The following is a 21123-nucleotide window of genomic DNA, read 5'->3' as shown; positions in this document are numbered from 1 at the left end:
TGGCGAACGTCGGGCGCATGCGAACCGACTCTTCCCCGGGCGCTTCCCCGGCCGCCGCTTCCCCGGGCGTCTCCCCGGCCGCCGCTTCCCCGGGTGCCCTGCCGTCGCGGGACCACCTGCCCGCCGCGTGGCGGGACGTGCCCGTCCTGGACGTCGTGATCCCGGTCCACAACGAGGAGAAGGACCTCGGGCCGTGCGTCCGGCGGCTGCGCGACCACCTCGCCCGCACCTTCCCCTACCCCTTCCGCGTCACGGTCGCGGACAACGCCTCCACGGACCGCACCCCTGAGGTCGCCGCCGAGCTCGCGGGCTCCGTGCCCGAGGTGTGGCACGTGCGACTTGAGCAGAAGGGCCGGGGCAGGGCCCTGCGCGCCGTCTGGTCCGCCTCCGAGGCGCCCGTCCTCGCCTACATGGACGTCGACCTGTCCACCGACCTCAACGCGCTGCTCCCCCTCGTCGCCCCGCTGATCTCGGGCCACTCGGACCTGGCGATCGGCTCGCGCCTCGCGCGCAGTTCGCGGGTGGTGCGGGGCCCCAAGCGGGAGTTCATCTCCCGTACGTACAACCTCATCCTGCGCGGCTCGCTGCACGCCCGGTTCTCCGACGCCCAGTGCGGGTTCAAGGCGATCCGCGGCGACGTGGCGCGGGTGCTGCTGCCGCTGGTGGAGGACACCGGCTGGTTCTTCGACACCGAGATGCTGGTGCTCGCCGAACGTGCCGGGCTGCGCATCCACGAGGTGCCGGTCGACTGGGTCGACGACCCGCGCTCCACGGTCCACCTGGTGCGGACGGCGACGGACGACCTCAAGGGCGTGTGGCGGGTGGGGCGGGCGCTCGCGGTCGGGGCGCTGCCGCTCGACCGGCTGGCCCGCCCGTTCGGCGACGACCCGCGCGACCGCCGGCTCACCGGGGTCCCCGGCGGCCTCACCCGCCAACTCGTCGGCTTCTGCGTGGTCGGCGCCCTGTCGACGCTGTTCTACCTCCTCCTCTACAGCGGCTTCCGTACGTTCACGGGGTCGCAGGCCGCCAACGTGCTCGCCCTCCTGGTCTCGGCGGTGGCCAACACCGCGGCGAACCGGAGACTCACCTTCGGCGTCCGCGGCCGGGTCCGTGCGGTCCGCCACCAGGCGCAGGGCCTCGTCATCTTCGCCATCGGCCTCGCCCTCACCAGCGGCTCCCTCGCGGCACTCGGCGCGGCGTCGGGCGACCCGGCGCACGCCACGGAGCTGGCCGTCCTGATCGCGGCGAACCTCGCGGCGACGGTCCTGCGGTTCCTGCTGCTGCGGGCGTGGGTGTTCCCGGACCGCCAGGAGCCCGCGCCGCCGACGCCCTCCGCCGTCCCGCACGTCCCCACCGCTCCCCACGACCCGAGGAACGCCCGATGACCACGACCTCCCCCGCGGCGACGCCGCTGCCGGCCGCGCCGGACGGGGCCGCCCGGCGACGGCCGCTCGGCGCCCCGGCCGCACGGCTGTGGCGCGGCCGCCCCGACGACCCGCGCTGGGCCCGCCCCGCCCTCCTCGGCCTGCTCCTCGCGACCGCCGTCCTCTACCTCTGGAACCTGAGCGCGTCCGGCTACGCCAACTCCTTCTACTCCGCCGCCGTGCAGGCCGGCAGCCGGAGCTGGAAGGCCCTCTTCTTCGGCTCGCTGGACGCCGGGAACGCGATCACCGTCGACAAGCCGCCCGCCTCGCTCTGGCCGATGGCGCTCTCCGTGCGCCTCTTCGGCCTGAACTCCTGGGCGGTCCTCGTCCCGCAGGTCCTGATGGGGGTCGCGACCGTCGGGGTGCTGTACGCGGCCGTGCGGCGCCGGTTCAGCCCGGCGGCCGGACTGCTCGCGGGCGCGGTCCTCGCGCTGACACCGGTCGCCGCGCTGATGTTCCGCTTCAACAACCCGGACGCGCTGCTCGCCCTCCTGATGACCGTCACGGTGTATTGCGTACTGCGCGCCCTGGAGCACGGCCGCACCCGGTGGCTGGTGTGGGCGGGCGTCGCGGTCGGCCTCGCGTTCCTCGTCAAGACGTTGCAGGCGTTCCTGATCTTGCCGCCGCTCGCGGTCCTCTACGCGGTGTGCGCGCCGGTGCGACCGCGCAGGCGCTTCGGCCAGCTCGCCGCGTCCGCCGGGGCGATGGCCGTCGCGGGCGGCTGGTGGGTGGCGGTCGTCGAGCTCTGGCCGGCGTCCTCGCGCCCGTACATCGGGGGCTCGCAGAACAACTCCTTCCTGGAGCTGACCTTCGGCTACAACGGCCTCGGCCGCATCAACGGCGAGGAGACCGGCAGCGTGGGCGGGGGCGGCGGCCCCCGCGGCGGCGGTGGCGGCGGTCAGTGGGGCGAGACCGGCATCGGGAGGATGTTCGACTCCGAGATCGGCGCCCAGATCTCCTGGCTGCTGCCCGCCGCGCTGATCCTCCTGGTGGCGGGGCTCGTCCTCACCCGCGGGGCGCGCCGCACGGACACCGCGCGGGCGGCGTTCGTGGCGTGGGGCGGCTCGCTCCTGATGACCGCGGCGGTCTTCAGCTTCATGGCGGGCATCTTCCACCAGTACTACACGGTGGCCCTGGCCCCCTACGTCGCCGCGCTCGTCGGCATGGGCGCCACGGTCCTGTGGGAGGAGCGCGCGACCCGGTGGGCGGGCGCGGTGCTCGGCGTGACGGTCGCGGCCACGGCGGTCTGGTCGTACGAGCTGCTGGGCCGCGCCCCGGACCACCTCCCGTGGCTGCGCTGGGCGGTGCTCGTGGCGGGTCTCGCGGGGGCGGCGGGCCTGATGTGCGCGAGCCGCGCCGGACGTCGACTGGCGCTCACCACCCTGGGGTTGAGCCTGGCGGCCTCCGTGGCGGGACCGGCGGCGTACACCTGGTCGACGGTGGACAGCGCGCACACGGGCTCGATCGTGACGGCGGGCCCGGCGTCGGCGGGCGGCATGGGCGGCCCGGGGGGCGGCGGCAGGCCGGGTGGCGGCGGTCCGGGCGGCGGCCCCGGCGCGTTCCCGGGCCGACAGGGCAAGGGCGCCCAGCCCCCCGGCAACGGCACCAACGCCCACGGCGCCGGCCCCAACGCCATCGCCCCCACCCCGCAGGGCGGCAGGGCGAAGAACCGGCCGGGCGGCGGCAGGGCACGCGGCGGCGGCATGGGCGGGCTGCTCAACGGCGCGCAGGTCTCCGCCACGGCGAAGAAGCTCCTCGATGCGGACGCCGACGCCTACACCTGGGCGGCCGCGGCCATCGGTTCGCAGAACGCGGCGAGTTACCAACTCGCCACCGAGAAGCCGGTGATGGCGATCGGCGGCTTCAACGGAAGCGACCCGGCGCCGACGCTCGCGCGGTTCAAGCAGTACGTGGCGGACGGCGAGATCCACTACTTCATCGCAGGCGGCGGAACGGGCGGCCGCCCGGGCGGTGGCGACGGCACCTCCGCCGGGATCACGTCGTGGGTCGAGTCGACGTTCACGAAGGTGACGGTGGGCAGCGCCACGTTCTACGACCTGACACAACAGAGGAAGTAACGGGCCCAGGCCCCGGAGGGCCCGTCCGGTTCCCCCCTCCCGTAAATCTCTTGTACGCCGTATGAGAAGTGTTCTACGCTGTAAGTCACACAGCCCCATACACCGTAGAACAGGGAACAGGGAAAGGGAGGGCCGCATGACGGCGACGACTGCCGAGACCCCCACCGCCTCGTCCAGGCACCCGCAGCGCTGGCTGATCCTCGGCGTCATCTGCCTGGCGCAGCTCACCGTGCTGCTGGACAACACCGTCCTCAGCGTCGCGATCCCCTCCCTCACCCGGGAGCTGGACGCCTCCACGTCCGACATCCAGTGGATGATCAACGCGTACTCGCTGGTCCAGTCGGGGCTGCTGCTCACCGCGGGCAGCGCCGCCGACCGCTACGGCCGCAAGAAGCTGCTCGCGGCGGGCCTCGCCCTGTTCGGCATCGGCTCGCTGGCGGCCGGTCTCGCGCAGAACTCCGGGCAGCTCATCGCCGCCCGCGCGGGCATGGGTGTGGGCGGCGCGCTGCTCATGACGACCACCCTCGCGGTGGTCGTGCAGATCTTCGACGACGCCGAGCGCGTCAAGGCGATCGGCCTCTGGGCCACCATCAACTCCCTCGGGTTCGCGGCCGGTCCGCTGCTCGGCGGCTTCATGCTCGACCACTTCTGGTGGGGTTCGATCTTCCTGATCAACATCCCGGTGGCACTGCTCGGCCTGATCGCGGTCCTCAAACTGGTGCCCGAGTCCAAGAACCCCCATGGCGAGCGCCCCGACCTCCTGGGCGCGTTGCTCTCCACGATCGGCATGGCCGCGGTGGTCTACGCGATCATCTCCGGCCCCGAACACGGCTGGACGTCGTCGCGGGTGCTGGTCTCCGCGGCCGGCGGCGTCCTGGTGCTCGGCGCGTTCGCGCTCTGGGAGCTGCGCGTCCCGTACCCGATGCTGGACATGCACTTCTTCCGCAACCAGCGCTTCGTCGGGGCGGTGGCCGGCGCCATCCTGGTGGCGTTCGGCCTGAGCGGCTCGCTCTTCCTGCTCACCCAGCACCTGCAGTTCGTGCTCGGGTACGAGCCGCTGGAGGCGGCGCTGCGCACGGCGCCGCTCGCGGTGACCATCGTGGCCCTGAACCTGGCGGGCGTCGGCGCGAAGCTGCACGCCAGGATGGGCACGCCGGTCACGATCGCGTCCGGCATGAGCCTGCTCGCCGCCGGGCTCGCGGCCATAGCGCTGCTCGGCGGCGACAACTACAACGGCCTGCTGCTCGGCCTCATCGTGATGGGCGCGGGCATCGCGCTGGCCATGCCGGCCATGGCCAACGCCATCATGAGCGCCATTCCGCCGGAGAAGGCGGGCGTGGGGGCGGGCATCAACGGCACGCTCGCGGAGTTCGGCAACGGCCTCGGCGTCGCCGTGCTCGGCGCGGTCCTCAACTCCCGCTTCGCCGCGCTGGTGGCGGTCTCCGCCGCCTCGTTCCCCGCCGCGATGGCCGCGGCGGAGTCGCCGGGCGAGCGCGCCCGGATCGCCGACGCGTTCTCCTCGGGCCTGGAGACGAGTCAGCTGGTCGGCGCGGCCGCGGTGTTCGCCGGGGGCATCCTCGCGGCCGCGTTGCTGCGCAGGGCGGAGAGGGCAGACTCCGTGGGTAAGACAGCGGCATAGCATCGGGGAGGGCGGACATCCGGTTCCGGAGCGGACCGGGGCGACCGCCCTCCCACGCCGCCCGCCCGCAGACGGACACCCGCCCGGAGACAACCGCTCCCGGCCCGAGGACCAACGAGGAAGGTGCGCCATGGCGAAGGCAGCCGGCCGCACGAAGAACACGGCGCGGTCGAGCGTCTGGCTGCAGGCCAAGGCCCCGCGCGGCGGCGGCCGCAAGGGCGACCAGCCGAGCGGCCTCGACCGTGACCGCATCACCGAGGCGACGGTCCGGCTCCTGGACGCGGAGGGCCTCGACAAGTTCTCCATGCGCAGGCTGGCCGGCGAGCTCAACGTCACGGCCATGTCGGTCTACTGGTACGTGGACACCAAGGACGACCTCCTGGAGCTCGCCCTCGACGCGGTGTGCGGAGAGATGCGGCTGCCCGACACCGAGGCGGCGCCCGAGGCCTGGCGCGAGCAGCTCCGCGCGCTGGCGGAGGAGTACCGGGCGGCGCTGATCCGGCACCCGTGGGTGTCCCCGCTGGTCGGCCGGTACCTCAACATCGGCCCCAACTGGCTGGCATTCGCCCGGGCCATCCAGTTCACGGTACGCAGCACCGGGCTTCCCGCGTACACGCAGAACGGAGCGATCTCGGCGGTCTTCCAGTTCGTGTACGGCTTCGGCACGATCGAGGGCCACTACATCTCGCGGTGCGCGGAGGCGGGGATGTCGCAGGAGGAGTACTACCGCGAGGCGGCCGGCACGGTCCGCGACGAGCTGGCGTCGCACGGGCTCCTGGAGAGCGCGGACGAGCTGATGGCGGCGCGGGACGGCGACACGGTCGAGGAAATGTGGGAACGGGACTTCACGATCGCCCTCGACCTGATGATCGCGGGCATCGAGTCCCTCCTACCCCGTCCCTGACGCCGTGTCACTCCGCTGTGGGTGGGCGGGGTGGGGGTGCCCCCCTGCTCTCTCCCCCCACCGGCTCCAAACAGCCCCGCCGCTCCGCGGCGGATGTCTCCCACCCACCCGTTTGCCCCGCACCGCAGGGTCGGAGTAGGGGCGGGCGGGCCGGCCCCCCCGGCGCCGGGTGGCTGGCGCGGAGCCGCCCCACCGGCCCGCAGGCGCGTACGAGACGGGAGGGGACGTGGGGGTATGTGCGCACGGAGCACCGAGCACGCAATAGCAACATTGTCCGCGAGGCAGCGCCGCAGGGATGGCGAGTACGCACATACCCCCACGGCCCCGCACCCACAGACGGACCCAAGGCGCAGGCCCCCCAAGGCGCCCCGCCAGGACCCTCAGCCCACCTCCGGCAACGCCTCAGCCCACCTCCGGCAGCGCCTCCCCCTGCACCGCCTGAATGTCCAGAGACACCCGCAACGTCGTCCCGATCGCCGAGATCCCCGCCTGCACCACCTGGTTGTAGTTCATCGCGAAGTCCTCCCGCCGCAGCTCGGCCGTCGCACGGAACGCCGCCCGCGTTCCGCCCCACGGATCCGCCCCGGTCCCGAGGTAATTGAGGTCCAGGTCCACCGGCCGCACGACCCCGTGCATGCCCAGCTCACCGTGGACCGTCCACCGGTCCGTACCCGACGGCGTCAGACCGGTCGAGCGGTACGTGAGCTCGGGGTACTGCTCGACGTCCAGGAAGTCCGGAGACTTCAGGTGCCCGTCCCGCATGCCGTTGCCCGTGTCGATCGACGCCGACCGGATGACCGCCTCGACGCGCGACTTCTCGACGTCCTCGGCGATCTCGATCCGCCCGCCGAACTCCGTGAACCGCCCGTGCACGCTGGTGATCCCGAGGTGCTGGGCGACCGCGCCCACGGTCGAGTGCGCGGGGTCGATGGCCCACGGCCCGGGCGGCGGCAGCTCCGTGCCGCCCTGCCGGGCGAGGACGACGTTGCCGACCTCGGCCCGCCCGCTCGCGGTGACGAGCGCCGTGGAGGCGACGGGCGCGTACCCGACGGCGGTGACGATGACGGTGTAGGGCCCGGCCGCGAGCGGGGTCTCGTCGCGTACGACGCCCTCGCCGTCCGTGGCGGCCCGCAGCACCTGCGTGCCGGTCATGTCGGTCACCGTGACGACGGCGTGGGGTACGGCCCACCCGTCACGCGTACGGATCCGAGCGTTCAGTGCCATCCCGTTTACTCCTTGCCGGACTTCCCGAGGGGAAGCCCCAAAGTCCCAAAGTCAGATGCGGTCAGCCGCAGAAAGCCGCAGACACCGCGGTCAGCCGCGGTCAGACGCAGACGCCCCCGGGCCGACGGTGGCCGGCCGTCCCCTGCCGTGAACGCCACCGCCGGCCCGGGGGCCCTTTCCGCGACCGGCCCGGGGCCGCGCCTCCGCTCGGGGCGCGGCTCCGGGCCGGGGCCGGTCACTCGCCCGGGTGGGCGAGCTCGATGTCGTGGCCGTCGGTGCCGCTGCCGGCGACCGTCAGCCCCGTGGCCACCGGCGGGTACCCCGTCGCGATGACCGTGTACTCCCCGCTGTCCAGGTCGGTGAAGGCGTACGCCCCGTCCGCCCCGGTGGTCGCGGTGGCGACGACGTTGCCGGCGGCGTCCACCAGCGTGACGCGGGCGTCGTTCAGCGCCGAGCCACCGGCCCGCACGGTGCCGAGCACCCGCGCGCCGGACTTGAGCTCGACCTCGACCCGGGTGACCCCGGTGCCGCCGACCTCGACGGGCAGCGCCGTCGGCCGGTGACCGGCGGCGTTCACCGCGATGGTGACGGTGCCGGGGACCAGCTCGGCGAACGTGAACTCGCCCTGCTCGCCGGAGAGTCCGGTGGCCAGCACGTCACCGCGGACGTCGGTCACAATGACCATCGCGCCGCTGACCGGCAGCTTGCTGTCGGCGTCCCGCACGAGCCCGCTCAGCCCGCTGGTGCCGCTGAGGAGGATGTCGTACGACAGCGCGTCCTCGCCCACGACCACGGTCGAGGCCTGCGGCTGGAAGCCGTCGGCGGAGGCGATGAGCACGTACGACCCGGCGCCCGGGGCGTCGACGGTGTAGGCACCGTCGCCCTGCGCGACCGCACGGCCCAGCTGCCGTCCCCCGAGGGAGATCAGCGTGACGGCGGCCCGCGGAACGGGCGCGCTCTCGGCGCCGCGGACATGGCCGCGGACCGGGATGCCGTTGGTGACCGGAGGAAGATCCCCCGTGCCGGCCTCGGCGGCGGACGCCACGGCGGCGAGCCGCTGCGTGCCCTCGGGCCCCTCGGGCCCGGCCTCGGTGTGCGAGGCGACGGAGGCGAGCACGGGCTGCTCGGCGGTGGCCGCGGGAGCGGCGGAAGCCGTGGCGTCGGCAGGGGCGTCGGCCGGAGCCGCGCCGTCCGTGGTCGCCGCGGCGGCCTGGGCGATGCCGCCCGACGTCCGCAGCGGAACCTCCTTGATGAAGAGGGTGATCAGGAAGGCGAGGAACGCGAGCGGCGCGGCGATCAGGAAGACGTCGGCGATGCCGTGCCCGTACGAGCTCTCCATCACCGTGCGGAACGGCTCCGGGATCTTGTCCAGGTCCGGGATGCCGCCGCCGCCCGTGCCGCCGTGGCCGAACTGCGCCGCGGCCTTCGGGCCGAGGTCGTTGATGCCGTCCTTGACGTAGTCGGTGATCCGCGTGGACATGATCGCGCCGAGCGCCGAGACACCCATCGCACCGCCCAGGGAGCGGAAGAAGGTGACGGTGGAGCTGGCGGATCCGAGGTCCTCGGGGGCGACCTGGTTCTGCGTGCACAGGACCAGGTTCTGCATCATCATGCCGATGCCGAGACCCATCAGGGCCATGAAGATCGCGATGTGCCAGTACTCGGTGTCGTACCGGATGGTGCCGAGCAGACCGAGGCCCGCCGTCACCAGCACGCCGCCGCTGACCAGCCACGCCTTCCACTTGCCGGTCTTGGTGATGACCTGGCCGGAGACGGTCGACGAGATGAACAGACCACCGATCATCGGGATCGTCATGACGCCGGACATCGTCGGGGACTTGCCCCGGGCGAGCTGGAAGTACTGGCTGAAGTAGACCGTGCCCGCGAACATCGCGACACCCACGAAGAGCGAGGCGAGCGAGGCGAGGGTGATGGTCCGGTTGCGGAAGAGCCGCAGCGGGATGATCGGCTCCTTGGCCTTCGTCTCGACGAGCACGAAGAGGAGTCCGAGGACGATCGAGCCGCCGACCATGGCGGCCGTCTGCCACGACATCCAGTCGTACTTGTCACCGGCGAAGGTGACCCAGACGAGCAGCAGGCAGACCGCAGCGCTGATGAAGAAGGCGCCGCCCCAGTCGACCTTCACGTCGCGCTTGACGACGGGGAGCTTCAGGGTCTTCTGCAGGACGATCAGCGCGATGATCGCGAACGGCACGCCGACGTAGAAGCACCAGCGCCAGCCGAGCCACGAGGTGTCGGTGATGACACCGCCGAGCAGCGGGCCGCCGACGGTGGCGACGGCGAAGGTGGCGCCGAGGTAGCCGGAGTACCGGCCGCGCTCGCGCGGGGAGATCATCGCGGCCATGACGATCTGCGCGAGGGCGGAGAGACCGCCCACGCCGATGCCCTGCACAACGCGGCAGGCGATCAGCATCCCGGCGCTCTGCGAGAGACCGGCGACGACCGATCCGCCGACGTAGATGATCAGGGCTATCTGGACCAGGGCCTTCTTGCTGAAGAGGTCCGAGAGCTTGCCCCACAGGGGTGTCGTCGCGGTCATGGCGAGCAGCGACGCGGTGACGACCCAGGTGTAGGCGGACTGGCCGCCGCCGAGGTCGCCGATGATTTCGGGCAGGGCGTTGGAGACGATCGTCGACGACAGGATCGCCACGAACATGCCGAGCAGCAGCCCGGACAGCGCTTCCATGATCTGCCGGTGCGTCATCGGAGCGTTCTCACCGGGGTGGCCGTGATGTGCTCCGTGCTTGGCATGGCTGCCCCGCACACCGGCTGGTGTGGTTGTTGCCATGGAGTTCCTTTTCTTACGCGGGTGTACGGGTGGTCTCCGACGTGGTCCGCACGTCGTGGGGGGAGGGGGGCTGCGACGCGTGCGGCCCCGCCGCGGGGCGGGCCGAGACCGCTCGGCAGTCCCCGAAACTGTCGCGCAGGCGCGCGAGCAGCGTGCTGAGCTGGACGACCTCTTCGTCGCTCCAGTCGTGCAAGTAGTGGGTGAGCGTCCGGATGGAGAGCTCGGCGAGCTCGTCCACCTTGGCCTTGCCGTCGGGCGTGAGCCGCAGGATCCGGGAGCGCCTGTCCGCGGGGTCGGGATCGCGGGCGATCCACTCCTTGTCCGCGACGTGCGCCACGTGGCGGCTGGTCACCGACGTGTCGACGGCGAGCAGCTCCGCGAGCCTGCTCATCCGCATCGCGCCGTGGCGGTCGAGCAGGATGAGGACGGCGGCGGATCCGGCCGGGCAGTCGTGCGGCAGGCCCCTTCCGAGGCCACGCTTCACGGCACCGATGGCGCTGAGCTGCTGGGCCAGCTCCTCGTACTGACGCTGCGCGGCCACGGCACCTCCAATTTTTTGTTGCTTAGGGCAACGATAGAAGCAGTTGGTTGCCGCAGGCAAACTAAAAGCGGACCTTCGGCCTAAAGAGTCGGCAAAGCTCTGGGGGCCGGGTCGTAAAGTCCCTGGCCAGAGGGGGTTGGGCCGATGGCCGTGGATTCGCTAGGGTCCTGCTCCATGGCACACAACCCCCAGGGCAACCAGGGCAACCAGGGTCACCACGCTCCGCAGGGCACCCCCGACCCCGCCGGCAGCACGCAGATGTTCCGCGCCTTCGTCGACGAGGCGCCGCGGGGGAGTCAGCCGCAGGCGGCGACGTCCTCTTCGGGCCCCCGGGTGGGCCTGATCGTCGGCGTGATCCTCGCGATCGTGATCGTGGTGGGAGTGGCGTGGCTGGCGTTGTCGTAGGGGGGTTCCGGCGGTTTCCGCTGCGGGGCTTGGGCGGTTTCTGATCTGCGGGTGGCCGGTGGCTGGTCGCGCAGTTCCCCGCGCCCCTGAGCTACCCGCAGCCCCGCCCCCGAGAAGCCCCCGCCCCAGACCGGCGGGTCCCGCAGGGGAACGACGACACGAGCGCCCCGTCAGGGGCGCGGGGAACTGCGCGAGCAAGCACGACGCACCCGCAGGCGAACGATGGCCTCAGGCGCCCCGTCAGGGGCGCGGGGAACTGCGCGAGCAACCACGACGCACCCGCAGATGAACGACAGCCTCACGTACCCCTCAGGGGCGCGGGGAACTGCGCGAGCGGCCAACGACGCACCCGCAGGGGAGAGTCAGCCTTCAGCCCCCCCCCCCCCCCCCACGGGGGGCCTACTCCCAGTCCACCCAGACGTCCCGCGTCTCCACCCGCATACCCAGCGGCACGCGCCACGCGTCCACACACACCGGCCAGGTCCTCACCCTCTTCTGCCCCGCACCGATCGGAGCCGGCAACGCCACCGTCGACTTGATCGTGGCCCAGTCCACCCCGAGCGCCCCGATGATGTGCGTGCCGAACGTGACCTCCCCCGAACGCACCGCGGACCCACCCGTGTTGCGGAAGGTCACCGTCACCTTCTCGCACCACCGCTTGTCCGCAGGGGCCCGTTCCGGATCGCCGACGGCGAGAACCGCGGGCCCACTCGGGGACGGATCCGCCCCCGGCCCCGACGGGCTCGGGGAACTCCCACCCGTACCCGCACCTGACCCCGTACCCGCACCAGAACCCGTACCCGTACGACCGTCCCCGCGCCCCGACGAGGCCCCAGTCGGCGACGAAGACGACCCCGACCCGGAATCCGAGCCCGCGCCCGAACGTCCTTCCCCGCCCCGTGACTTGCCCGGCGACTTGCCCGGCCACTTCCCCGCCGAGTCGCCGGCACGGCCCCCCGCCCCGGGGCCGCCCTCCGACGCCGCCCCCGGCGAGTCGCCGGAACCGTCCCGCTCCAGTGGCACCATCCTCACGTCACCCGTGGGCCCCACCGTCTTGCCCGGCGCCCGCCCGGGCGAGGCCCCCGCCGCGCCCGTCGCCACGTAACCGTCGCCACTGTCACCGCCGCAGGCGGACAGCAGGCCGCCGAGGCACAGCACAGCGGCCCCCGCACCGAGGACATCCCGCACTCCACGTCGCATCGCGCCAGTGTGTCTGACGGCCCGTCAATGAGGAACCCCGTCAGCAACACCGGTGCCGGGTACGAGAGTTACGAGGCGCGTGAGTTACCCGGCACGTGAGGCGAAGCGCATGCGACTTCGCGGGCCTCAGTCCGCGATGAGCCCGTCCCGCAGCTGCGCCAGCGTCCGCGTCAGCAGCCGCGAGACGTGCATCTGGGAGATGCCGACCTCCTCGCCGATCTGCGACTGCGTCATGTTGGCGAAGAAACGCAGCATGATGATGCGGCGCTCGCGCGGCGGCAGCTTGGCGAGCAGCGGCTTGAGGGACTCGCGGTACTCCACACCCTCCAGGGCCGAGTCCTCGTACCCGAGGCGGTCCGCGAGGGAGCCCTCGCCGCCGTCGTCCTCGGGCGTCGGGGAGTCCAGCGAGGAGGCCGTGTACGCGTTGCCGACGGCGAGGCCGTCGACCACGTCCTCCTCGGAGACGCCGAGCGCGGCGGCCAGTTCGGGGACGGTCGGCGAGCGGTCCAGCCGCTGGGCCAGCTCGTCGCTGGTCTTGGTGAGCGCGAGCCGCAGCTCCTGGAGGCGGCGCGGGACCCGCACCGACCAACTGGTGTCCCGGAAGAAGCGCTTGATCTCACCGACGACCGTCGGCATCGCGAACGTCGGGAACTCCACGCCGCGTTCGCAGTCGAAACGGTCGATCGCCTTGATCAGGCCGATCGTGCCGACCTGGACGATGTCCTCCATCGGTTCGTTGCGACTGCGGAAGCGGGCCGCCGCGTACCGCACGAGCGGGAGGTTGAGCTCGATGAGCGTGTCGCGCACATAGGCGCGCTCCGGGCTGTCCTGGTCGAGCGCGGCGAGCCGCAGGAAGAGGGAGCGGGACAGGGTCCGGGTGTCGATGACTTCCGGAGCCGTTGAGCTCTGAAGCGCGTCGGGCGCGGATTCGCTCGGGCTCTTGGTGAGCGTGAGCGTGAGCACCTTCGAGCTGCCCTGGTCTGCGGACATGCCACCCCCTTGAGGTCGCGGACGGTCGCGGCGGGCGCTCCCGTCGGAGGAACGCAGCCTCCACCTGAATACCGGAGGTGGGGCTACGGCAAACGCGGTTCCAGCAGAATGTCACATGTCGGCAACACGCTGTAGTTACTTGTCGACAAACAAGGGTGACATCCATGCAGGAAAGAGGGGGTCTGAGGCTTTTCAGCAAAGAGTGCCGTCGGCAACCGCCGCGACGGCACTCCACTCGATACGGTTACGCCTCGATCCGATTTGCGGACCGAAGGCGTGCGAAGCTCCGGGCGAGCAGTCTCGACACATGCATCTGGGAGACGCCGAGTTCGGCGCTGATCTGTGACTGCGTCAGATTGCTGTAGTAGCGGAGCAGCAGGATCCGCTGTTCCCGCTCGGGGAGTTGGACCAGGAGATGACGTACGAGGTCGCGGTGTTCGACGCCGTCGAGCGCGGGGTCCTCGTAGCCGAGCCGGTCGAGCAGGCCGGGCAGGCCGTCGCCCTCCTGGGCCGCCTCCAGTGACGTCGCGTGGTACGAGCGGCCGGCCTCGATGCAGGCCAGCACCTCGTCCTCGGTGATGCGCAGCCGCTCGGCGATCTCCGAGGTCGTCGGCGAGCGCCCGAAGGCGGTGGTGAGGTCCTCGGTCGCGCCGGTCACCTGCACCCACAGCTCGTGCAGTCGGCGCGGTACGTGGACGGTGCGGACGTTGTCGCGGAAGTACCGCTTGATCTCGCCGACGACGGTCGGCATCGCGAAGGTCGGGAACTGCACCCCGCGCTCCGGGTCGAACCGGTCGATGGCGTTGATCAGCCCGATGGTGCCGACCTGGACGACGTCCTCCATCGGCTCGTTGCGGCTGCGGAAGCGGGCGGCGGCGTACCGCACGAGCGGCAGGTTGGCCTCGATGAGGGCGCCGCGCACCCGGCCGTGTTCCGGACTGCCCGGCTCCAGCTCCTTCAGCTGACCGAAGAGCACCTGGGTGAGGGCCCGGGTGTCGGCACCGCGCGTGCTTCCGGTGGTCCCGGCGCTCCGGGGGGTCCCGGCGCCCGGTACGGGTGTGGCGGGTGGAGCTTCGGGCGCAGTACTGGCCGGCACGGGCAACGCCACCCCTTCTCAGACAAGCTCAGTCAAGCTCGGTCGACCTCGGTCAACTCATCCGTCAAAAGCGGTCATAGCATCACAAGACATGTGCACTGTGTGCAAGCACCTGATAACTACGTGTTGAGGGCAAGAGGGAGGGCGTACGACAGCGAACGGCCCCGCACCGTCGCGGTGCGGGGCCGAAGTGGCGAGGTGGGAGGAGCGCGACCCGGATCAGAACGCGTAGTCCGCGATGACCCACGTGGCGAACTCGCGCCAGAGCGCGACGCCGGCCTGGTGGGCGGGGTGCTCGATGTACCGTTTCAGCGCATCGGTGTCCTCGACCGCCGAGTTGATGGCGAAGTCGTAGGCGATGGGGCGGTCGGTGATGTTCCAGTCGCACTCCCAGAACGTGAGCTCCGGGATCTGCTCGCCGAGGGCGCGGAAGGCCTCGACGCCCTCGACCACGCGCGGTTCGTCGCGCCGCACACCGTCGTTGAGCTTGAAGAGGACCAGATGGCGGATCACGGGCACTCCTTGGGGAAGGCGGGGAGGGGAGGGGGAAGGGCGGGGGATCGGAAGCCGTCCCGCCCCGGCCGCGCGGGCCGGACCGGTCGATTCCGGCCGCTCAGTCCTTGCCTCCGTTGGCGACCCACGTCATGAAGTCCCCGATGCTTTGAGCGGCGCTCGAGATCCCTTCGAAGCCTATCTGGACGTAGTCCGCGGCCTTGGCCGGGTCCGTGATGATCACGTAGAGCACGAAGACGACCACGGCGAAAAGGCCGAGCTTCTTCCACTGCACTGCCACGATCCTGGCCTCCCCTTGCCCGCGACGCGTGTGTCCCCTGTGATCGCGGTGAGTCTAACCCGGGCCGTACTCACGGGGCTTTTAGGGACCAACGGCCCGGCAGCAGAGGCCCTTTGCCCGCGCCCCACGGGTGGCGCGGGGAGCAGGATGGGTGGTGAGCCCAGCGGATCTGGCAGGAATCCGCGGGTGAGGGACCGGCCCTACTGCGGGGTCCGCGCCGTTCGCTTCCCCCCGACGGCGGCGCTGACTTGAGGTCCGGTCCTCGTCGGGGGGAGCGGCTTGTCCCCCCGATGCCGTTCCCCCCGTCCCGGCGGGAGAGAGCCCCGGCGCGTGGAAGGCGCCGGGGCTCTTCGCGTGCGCGGTCCATGCGGGCGGGTACGCGCGACCGCACGCGGCCCGCACCACGCAGGCAGCACGCCGGCAGCACGCACGACGACACGACGAAGAGCCCGTCCAGCTGGACGGGCCCTTCGTATCGAGAGCGGTAGCGGTGGGATTTGAACCCACGGAAGGGGGTTACCCTTCACTCGCTTTCGAGGCGAGCTCCTTCGGCCGCTCGGACACGCTACCGAGAGGAACTCTAGCCCAAGGTGGCCCGTGTTCTGAAATCCGTTCGGCCGGCCCCTCGAGTGCCCCGCGAGTCAGCGGTTCCGGAAGAACTCCGTGAGCAGCGCCGCGCACTCGTCGGCGAGGACTCCCTGGATGACCTCGGGGCGGTGGTTGAGCCTCCGGTCGCGTACGACGTCCCAGAGGGAGCCCGCCGCCCCGGCCTTCTCGTCGAGCGCTCCGTAGACGACCCGGTCCACCCGGGACTGCACGAGCGCGCCCGCGCACATCGTGCAGGGCTCCAGCGTGACGACGAGCGTGCAGCCGGTCAGCCGCCACTCGCCGAGTCCGGCGGCGGCCCTGCGCAGGGCGAGCACCTCCGCGTGGGCGGTGGGGTCGCCGGTCGCCTCGCGTTCGTTGTGGCCCGTCGCGAGCACCGTCGTACCGTCCGGGGACAGCACGACGGCGCCGACGGGCACGTCGCCGCCCTCGGCGGCCAGCCCGGCCTCGGCCAGAGCGAGCCGCATGGGCGCCCGCCAGCGGTCGCGTACGGGATCACCTTCGGTGATGTCGTCGGGGGAACGGTCGGAGAGGAGGGAACGGTCGGAGAGGAGGGGACGGCCGGCGTTCGGGTCGGTCGAGCCGGTCGGGTCGTTCGGGTCGGTCACACGGGGAACCTAGCGGACGGTCTCGAGCACCTCCGCCGCCCCGAGGATTTCGGCGATGTCGCTGAGCGCGTCGCCTGCCTCCAGACCGAGCAGATCCTTCTCGGGCACGCCGAGGTCGGCGAGGATCTCCGTGTCGCCCAGGGGCCCGGACGGCACTCCCGAGGTGCCGGCGCCGTCGTCCGCGTCGCCGTCGGAGTCCGTGTCGGACTCCTCGGGTTCACCGTCCTCCGTACCGTCGAGGTCGAGGGCGTCGAGGTCGACCGCCCCGTCGTCGTCCGGGTCGCGGCCCAGCATCTCGTCGGTGAGCAGGATCTCCCCGTACGAGCTGCGGGCGGCCGCGGCAGCGTCCGAGACATAGATACGAGGGTCCTCCTCACCGTCCACGCGGACGACGCCGAACCACGCGTCTTCCTGTTCGATGAAGACGAGCACTGTGTCGTCGTCGTAGTCAGCCGTGGCTTCACGGGCCAGATCGGCCAGATCCGCCAGGGTCTCCACATCGTCGAGCTCCGTGTCGCTCGCTTCCCACCCGTCTTCGGTGCGCGCGAGCAGTGCGGCGAAGTACACCGTGACTCTCCCACTGGTCATAGGCAGTGCCGGTTGGCGGTTTGGGGTCCCCCCGGCGAGGTCGGGGAGCGGGGAGCACTGCGTTCGAGCCCCGCCCATTCGGAATCGTGGCAGAAACGGCGCCGTCAGGAGAGGTCTTCCGCTCGCTGTGTTCCGCGTCGCGTTGTCCGGGAGGCCTCGCCGAAGGCTCCGACGGAGCTCCGGCAGGGGCCCGCGGGCGGGAGCCGGCCGCCGGTGACTACCAGCGGAACGTACGCATGCGCATCTGCTGACGCATGCGTGCCGCCCGGGCGCGGCGCGGCTTCACGCGGTCGCGGAGCTCGATGGCCTCGGTGCGTTCTCGCAGGAACTGGGCGCGGCGCCTGCGGCGCTCGGCGTCGTTCTCGTCGTCCGGTTTGCGCTCCGCCATGGGCCACACCACCTCAGTTCGTACGTCCCCACCTTCCCTCGGACGGCGGTGTTGATGCCAGCGAGAGGCGTGGGGTCCGGGCCCGGTTACTGTTGATGTCATGCGGATCCACGTCGTCGACCACCCGCTGGTGGCGCACAAACTCACCACGCTGCGCGACAAGCGCACCGACTCCCCGACCTTCCGGCGCCTCGCCGACGAGCTGGTCACCCTGCTCGCGTACGAGGCCACCAGGGACGTGCGCACCGAGCAGGTCGACATCGACACCCCGGTCTCGCGGACCACGGGCGTCAAGCTCTCCCACCCGCGGCCGCTGGTCGTGCCGATCCTGCGCGCCGGTCTCGGCATGCTCGACGGCATGGTGCGGCTGCTGCCGACCGCCGAGGTGGGCTTCCTCGGCATGGTGCGCAACGAGGAGACGCTGCAGGCGTCCACCTACGCGACGCGCATGCCGGACGACCTCTCCGGCCGCCAGGTGTACGTGCTGGACCCGATGCTGGCCACGGGCGGCACGCTGGTCGCCGCGATCCAGGAGCTCATCAAGCGCGGCGCGGACGACGTGACCGCCGTGGTGCTGCTCGCCGCCCCCGAGGGCGTCGAGATCATGGAGCGGGAGCTGGCGGGGACGCCGGTGACGGTCGTGACGGCCTCGGTCGACGAGCGCCTCAACGAGCAGGGCTACATCGTGCCCGGGCTCGGGGACGCGGGCGACCGGATGTACGGCGCGGCGGAGTGACGCGGCAGGCGTTCTAGCAGTTCTTCTTGCCTGAGGGCACGGACGTCGGCTCGGGCTTGGCCAGTGCGGCCAGGGCCTTGTCGGCGTCCTCCTTTTTGGCCAGGTTCTTGAACCGGTCGCCGATGATCAGGTCGACATCGCCGGTCTTGCGGACGTCGGACGTGAGCTCGGCGCCCGCGAGCTGGGTGCCGAGGACGGGGAGCGAGGTGTCGGCGGCTGTCTTGGCGCCGACCAGCAGCCCGGTGCCCTTGACCTTCTTGTCGAACTCCTTGGTGGCGTTGCCGACCTTGCCGATGGCGAAGCCGCGCTTCTTGAGTTCGTCGGCGGTGGTCTTGGCCAGGCCGCCGCGGGGCGTGGCGTTGAAGACGTTGACGGTGATCTGCTTCGGCTTCGGCAGCGGCTTGCCCTTCGCCGCGGCGGCGGGGTCGCCGGCGGTGTCGTGGCCGCCGCCGTCCGGGTCACGGTCGCAGTCGCCGGCCGCGGAGCTCGCCGCCGACGCCTTGTGGCCCCCCGTGAAGACATCGATGAGCTGCAGCGTGCCCCAGCCGATGAGGCCGAGGGCGGCGGCGGACGCGATGACCGCGAGTACGAGCCTGCGGTGGCCGTTGGGGCGGCGCATCCGTGGGTATTTGTCCCCCGTGATGCGGTATTCGCCGCCCATGCCGGGGGGAGTGAGCATGCTCATGGGCGCAGCGTAGTGCGGTGCGAGAGCGATGCCTACTAAATGATCATTACTTGAGGGGCAGTCCAACCCGAAAGGGCGAATGCGGGGTCGGGGGCCGCCTCGGCGGGGCTCCATCGGGGCGGTCGGACCCTGGTCGGGGTCGGCCCGAATCGAGTACGTCAGCCCGGCTCGGGTGCGTCAGCCCGAATCGGGTGCGTCAGCCCAGCTCGAGTACGCGCGCGTGGAGCACCTGGCGCTGCTGGAGCGCGGCGCGGACCGCGCGGTGCAGGCCGTCCTCCAGATAGAGGTCGCCCTGCCACTTCACGACGTGCGCGAAGAGGTCGCCGTAGAACGTGGAGTCCTCGGCGAGCAGGGTCTCGAGGTCCAGCTGGCCCTTGGTCGTCACGAGCTGATCGAGGCGGACCGGGCGCGGTGCGACGTCCGCCCACTGGCGGGTGCTTTCCCGGCCGTGGTCGGGGTACGGCCGGCCGTTTCCGATGCGCTTGAAGATCACACGGAAAGCCTACCGGGCAAGGCTCTCCGGGCGCAGCCATGGTGACGGAGTGCGAGCCTGGGAAATGACGCCGTAAAGCGGGGCAAACCGGAAACGCGCCGGCCGGGAACAGCCGGGAACAGGGGCCGAAGTGAGCGATAGCCAGCCGATGCCGTCCACTTCGAGCCGGGCGAATCCCCCGAACGAGGCCGCACCGGCGGCGGAGCCGGGCGCGGCAGGCCCGGGTGGCGGGGCGGGCGGAAGCAGGGGCGACGGGACAGGTGGCGGGGCGGAGGGAAGCGGTCTGCCGCGGGAGGCCGCGGAGATCGCCGCCGGGTACGCCTTCGCCGGGCCGGCCCTCGACCTGGGCGCACTGCTCTGGGACGGACGGTGTCTGCCCGACGCGCCGGTCCGCATCCCGCTGCCCATGCTCAACCGGCACGGGCTCGTCGCCGGCGCCACCGGCACGGGCAAGACCAAGACGCTGCAGCTCATCGCCGAACAGCTCGCCGCGCAGGGCGTCCCCGTCTTCCTCGCGGACATCAAGGGCGACGTGTCGGGGATCTCGGCGCCCGGCGCAGCGAACGACAAGGTCACCGAGCGGGCCCGGGACGTCGGACAGGAGTGGGCGGCGACCGGGTTCCCGTGCGAGTTCTACGCGCTCGGCGGCATCGGTACGGGGATTCCGGTACGGGCCACGGTCACCAGCTTCGGTCCCGTGCTCCTCTCGAAGGTGCTGCAGCTCAACCAGACCCAGGAGCAGTCGCTCGGACTGGTCTTCCACTACGCCGACCGGAAAGGGCTGGAACTGGTCGACCTGAAGGACCTGCGGGCGGTCGTCACCTTCCTCACCTCCGACGAGGGCAAGCCGGAGCTGAAGGGCATCGGGGGGCTGTCGTCCGTGACCGCGGGCGTCATCCTGCGGGCGCTCACCACGTTCGAGGCGCAGGGCATGGCGGACTTCTTCGGGGAGCCGGAGTTCGACACGAGTGAGTTCCTGCGGCTCGCGCCGGACGGGCAGGGGCAGGGGGAGGGACAGGGACAGGGGGAGGGGCGGGGGCTGGTGTCGGTCCTGGAGCTGGCCGGCGTCCAGGACAAGCCGCGGCTCTTCTCGACGTTCCTGATGTGGCTGCTCGCGGATCTCTACCACGACCTGCCGGAGGTGGGCGATGTGGAGAAGCCGAAGCTCGTCTTCTTCTTCGACGAGGCGCATCTGCTCTTCAACGGGGCGTCGAAGGCGTTCCTGGAGTCGATCACGCAGACGGTCCGGCTGATCCGCTCGAAGGGGGTCGGCGTCTTCTTCGTGACGCAGACGCCGAAGGACGTGCCCGCGGATGTGCTGGGGCAGCTCGGCAACCGGGTCCAGCACGCGCTGCGGGCGTTCACGCCGGACGACCAGAAGGCGCTGAAGGCGACGGTACGGACGTTTCCCGACTCGGCGTACGACCTGGAGGAGGTCCTCACCGGGCTCGGCACGGGCGAGGCCGTGGTGACCGTGCTCAGCGAACGGGGCGCGCCGACGCCGGTCGCGGCGACGCGGCTGCGGGCGCCCGAGTCGCTGATGGGGCCGGTGGAGGCGGGGGCGCTGGAGGGGGCGGTGCGGTCGTCGCCGCTGTACGCGCGGTACGCGGAGGTGGTGGACCGCGAGTCGGCGTACGAGAGGCTGGCGGCGAGGGAGACGGGGACGGCGGGGGAGAAGGCGGGTGAGGCGGGGACGGGGACGGCGAAGCCGCGGGGGCCGGAAAGGTCGCCCGGCCCGGGGTCCGTCGTGGAGCAGGTGGTGGGGAGCGGGATGTTCAAGTCGCTGATACGGTCCATGGGGACGCAGATCGGGCGGGAGATCTCGCGGTCGGTCTTCGGGACGGCCCGGCGCCGCCGCTGACCCCGGCGGGGCGCCCTGAGCGGGCTGCCTGGTGCGGGGCTGCCTGGTGCGGGAC

20 protein-coding genes and 1 tRNA gene are annotated in these 21123 nt (G+C 71.7%); 7 read left to right on the top strand and 14 right to left on the bottom strand.

Annotated elements, in window-relative coordinates; translation table 11 throughout:
• Nucleotides 1-17 precede the first annotated feature (17 nt).
• The 4 genes from ACZ6B8_RS12900 to ACZ6B8_RS12885 all read left to right on the top strand — a co-directional run bounded on the left by ACZ6B8_RS12900 (nucleotide 18) and on the right by ACZ6B8_RS12885 (nucleotide 6045).
• Nucleotides 18-1385: a bifunctional glycosyltransferase family 2/GtrA family protein gene (locus ACZ6B8_RS12900; RefSeq protein WP_471607262.1), complete on the top strand. Its 1368-nt coding sequence runs from the start codon at nucleotides 18-20 to the stop codon at nucleotides 1383-1385.
• Entirely contained in the window at nucleotides 1382-3502 is a 2121-nt protein-coding gene (locus ACZ6B8_RS12895; protein WP_471090045.1) for an ArnT family glycosyltransferase, read from the top strand. The genes ACZ6B8_RS12900 and ACZ6B8_RS12895 overlap by 4 nt, the downstream gene beginning before the upstream one ends.
• Before the next feature lie 136 nt (nucleotides 3503-3638).
• On the top strand, nucleotides 3639-5141 hold the full coding sequence (locus ACZ6B8_RS12890) for an MFS transporter (RefSeq protein WP_471607261.1): 1503 nt from the start codon (nucleotides 3639-3641) through the stop codon (nucleotides 5139-5141).
• Nucleotides 5142-5271: 130 nt separating this feature from the next.
• Nucleotides 5272-6045: a TetR/AcrR family transcriptional regulator gene (locus ACZ6B8_RS12885; RefSeq protein WP_471607260.1), complete on the top strand. Its 774-nt coding sequence runs from the start codon at nucleotides 5272-5274 to the stop codon at nucleotides 6043-6045.
• 402 nt (nucleotides 6046-6447) lie between these two features.
• Here ACZ6B8_RS12885 and ACZ6B8_RS12880 read toward each other — a convergent pair whose 3' ends face one another.
• From ACZ6B8_RS12880 to ACZ6B8_RS12870, 3 genes are all read right to left on the bottom strand, one after another.
• Entirely contained in the window at nucleotides 6448-7269 is an 822-nt protein-coding gene (locus ACZ6B8_RS12880) for a YceI family protein (RefSeq protein WP_471607259.1), read from the bottom strand.
• 235 nt (nucleotides 7270-7504) lie between these two features.
• Complete coding sequence (locus ACZ6B8_RS12875) at nucleotides 7505-9994, bottom strand: MFS transporter (RefSeq protein WP_471607258.1); 2490 nt, start codon at nucleotides 9992-9994, stop codon at nucleotides 7505-7507.
• A 97-nt stretch (nucleotides 9995-10091) separates the two neighbouring features.
• Nucleotides 10092-10619 (bottom strand): MarR family winged helix-turn-helix transcriptional regulator, encoded by a 528-nt coding sequence (locus ACZ6B8_RS12870; protein ID WP_471090035.1) that lies wholly within the window; start codon nucleotides 10617-10619, stop codon nucleotides 10092-10094.
• Between the two features lie 174 nt (nucleotides 10620-10793).
• On the opposite strand from ACZ6B8_RS12870, the gene ACZ6B8_RS12865 reads away from it, so the two are divergent.
• Entirely contained in the window at nucleotides 10794-11024 is a 231-nt protein-coding gene (locus tag ACZ6B8_RS12865; RefSeq protein ID WP_471090033.1) for a hypothetical protein, read from the top strand.
• A 399-nt stretch (nucleotides 11025-11423) separates the two neighbouring features.
• Here the strand turns inward: ACZ6B8_RS12865 and ACZ6B8_RS12860 are convergent, their stop codons facing one another.
• The 9 genes from ACZ6B8_RS12860 to ACZ6B8_RS12820 all read right to left on the bottom strand — a co-directional run bounded on the left by ACZ6B8_RS12860 (nucleotide 11424) and on the right by ACZ6B8_RS12820 (nucleotide 17293).
• Nucleotides 11424-11660 (bottom strand): hypothetical protein, encoded by a 237-nt coding sequence (locus tag ACZ6B8_RS12860; RefSeq protein ID WP_471090031.1) that lies wholly within the window; start codon nucleotides 11658-11660, stop codon nucleotides 11424-11426.
• Nucleotides 11661-12350: 690 nt separating this feature from the next.
• Entirely contained in the window at nucleotides 12351-13214 is an 864-nt protein-coding gene (locus ACZ6B8_RS12855; RefSeq protein WP_471090030.1) for an RNA polymerase sigma factor SigF, read from the bottom strand.
• A 244-nt stretch (nucleotides 13215-13458) separates the two neighbouring features.
• Nucleotides 13459-14310 carry an RNA polymerase sigma factor SigF gene (locus ACZ6B8_RS12850; protein ID WP_471090028.1) on the bottom strand — a complete coding sequence of 284 codons (852 nt, stop codon included), beginning with the start codon at nucleotides 14308-14310 and terminating at the stop codon, nucleotides 13459-13461.
• A 219-nt stretch (nucleotides 14311-14529) separates the two neighbouring features.
• Nucleotides 14530-14823: a Dabb family protein gene (locus ACZ6B8_RS12845; RefSeq protein ID WP_471090026.1), complete on the bottom strand. Its 294-nt coding sequence runs from the start codon at nucleotides 14821-14823 to the stop codon at nucleotides 14530-14532.
• Nucleotides 14824-14923: 100 nt separating this feature from the next.
• Complete coding sequence (locus tag ACZ6B8_RS12840) at nucleotides 14924-15103, bottom strand: hypothetical protein (protein WP_150169725.1); 180 nt, start codon at nucleotides 15101-15103, stop codon at nucleotides 14924-14926.
• Nucleotides 15104-15585: 482 nt separating this feature from the next.
• Nucleotides 15586-15673, bottom strand: a tRNA-Ser gene (locus ACZ6B8_RS12835).
• A 71-nt stretch (nucleotides 15674-15744) separates the two neighbouring features.
• Nucleotides 15745-16176 carry a tRNA adenosine(34) deaminase TadA gene (gene tadA, locus ACZ6B8_RS12830; protein WP_471607554.1) on the bottom strand — a complete coding sequence of 144 codons (432 nt, stop codon included), beginning with the start codon at nucleotides 16174-16176 and terminating at the stop codon, nucleotides 15745-15747.
• 150 nt (nucleotides 16177-16326) lie between these two features.
• The gene (locus ACZ6B8_RS12825; protein WP_471090091.1) at nucleotides 16327-16884 is read right to left on the bottom strand and encodes a tRNA adenosine deaminase-associated protein; all 558 of its coding nucleotides are present in this window, start codon (nucleotides 16882-16884) and stop codon (nucleotides 16327-16329) included.
• Nucleotides 16885-17122: 238 nt separating this feature from the next.
• Nucleotides 17123-17293: a hypothetical protein gene (locus ACZ6B8_RS12820; RefSeq protein WP_471090024.1), complete on the bottom strand. Its 171-nt coding sequence runs from the start codon at nucleotides 17291-17293 to the stop codon at nucleotides 17123-17125.
• Nucleotides 17294-17393: 100 nt separating this feature from the next.
• On the opposite strand from ACZ6B8_RS12820, the gene upp reads away from it, so the two are divergent.
• Nucleotides 17394-18029 (top strand): uracil phosphoribosyltransferase, encoded by a 636-nt coding sequence (upp, locus tag ACZ6B8_RS12815; RefSeq protein ID WP_362375107.1) that lies wholly within the window; start codon nucleotides 17394-17396, stop codon nucleotides 18027-18029.
• Between the two features lie 13 nt (nucleotides 18030-18042).
• Here the strand turns inward: upp and ACZ6B8_RS12810 are convergent, their stop codons facing one another.
• The gene (locus tag ACZ6B8_RS12810; RefSeq protein ID WP_471607257.1) at nucleotides 18043-18714 is read right to left on the bottom strand and encodes a LytR C-terminal domain-containing protein; all 672 of its coding nucleotides are present in this window, start codon (nucleotides 18712-18714) and stop codon (nucleotides 18043-18045) included.
• Nucleotides 18715-18910: 196 nt separating this feature from the next.
• Entirely contained in the window at nucleotides 18911-19207 is a 297-nt protein-coding gene (locus ACZ6B8_RS12805) for a type II toxin-antitoxin system VapB family antitoxin (RefSeq protein WP_003955420.1), read from the bottom strand.
• A gap of 148 nt (nucleotides 19208-19355) precedes the next feature.
• Between ACZ6B8_RS12805 and ACZ6B8_RS12800 the strand changes: the two genes are divergently transcribed.
• Entirely contained in the window at nucleotides 19356-21068 is a 1713-nt protein-coding gene (locus ACZ6B8_RS12800; RefSeq protein WP_471607553.1) for a helicase HerA-like domain-containing protein, read from the top strand.
• Nucleotides 21069-21123: the final 55 nt, after the last annotated feature.

Source organism: Streptomyces sp. NPDC041122 (assembly GCF_055592445.1).
Note: the sequence above shows the minus strand (reverse complement) of the source record. Positions and strands in the feature narration are given on the sequence as shown.

Bases quoted from the DNA above. Each gene is read 5' to 3' on its own strand.
- ACZ6B8_RS12900 (WP_471607262.1), top strand. From the start codon at position 18: ATGCGAACCGACTCTTCCCCGGGCGCTTCCCCGGCCGCCGCTTCCCCG.
- ACZ6B8_RS12895 (WP_471090045.1), top strand. From the start codon at position 1,382: ATGACCACGACCTCCCCCGCGGCGACGCCGCTGCCGGCCGCGCCGGAC.
- ACZ6B8_RS12890 (WP_471607261.1), top strand. From the start codon at position 3,639: ATGACGGCGACGACTGCCGAGACCCCCACCGCCTCGTCCAGGCACCCG.
- ACZ6B8_RS12885 (WP_471607260.1), top strand. From the start codon at position 5,272: ATGGCGAAGGCAGCCGGCCGCACGAAGAACACGGCGCGGTCGAGCGTC.
- ACZ6B8_RS12880 (WP_471607259.1), bottom strand. From the start codon at position 7,269: ATGGCACTGAACGCTCGGATCCGTACGCGTGACGGGTGGGCCGTACCC.
- ACZ6B8_RS12875 (WP_471607258.1), bottom strand. From the start codon at position 9,994: ATGACGCACCGGCAGATCATGGAAGCGCTGTCCGGGCTGCTGCTCGGC.
- ACZ6B8_RS12865 (WP_471090033.1), top strand. From the start codon at position 10,794: ATGGCACACAACCCCCAGGGCAACCAGGGCAACCAGGGTCACCACGCT.
- ACZ6B8_RS12855 (WP_471090030.1), bottom strand. From the start codon at position 13,214: ATGTCCGCAGACCAGGGCAGCTCGAAGGTGCTCACGCTCACGCTCACC.
- tadA (WP_471607554.1), bottom strand. From the start codon at position 16,176: ATGCGGCTCGCTCTGGCCGAGGCCGGGCTGGCCGCCGAGGGCGGCGAC.
- ACZ6B8_RS12820 (WP_471090024.1), bottom strand. From the start codon at position 17,293: ATGGCGGAGCGCAAACCGGACGACGAGAACGACGCCGAGCGCCGCAGG.
- upp (WP_362375107.1), top strand. From the start codon at position 17,394: ATGCGGATCCACGTCGTCGACCACCCGCTGGTGGCGCACAAACTCACC.
- ACZ6B8_RS12810 (WP_471607257.1), bottom strand. From the start codon at position 18,714: ATGAGCATGCTCACTCCCCCCGGCATGGGCGGCGAATACCGCATCACG.
- ACZ6B8_RS12800 (WP_471607553.1), top strand. From the start codon at position 19,356: ATGCCGTCCACTTCGAGCCGGGCGAATCCCCCGAACGAGGCCGCACCG.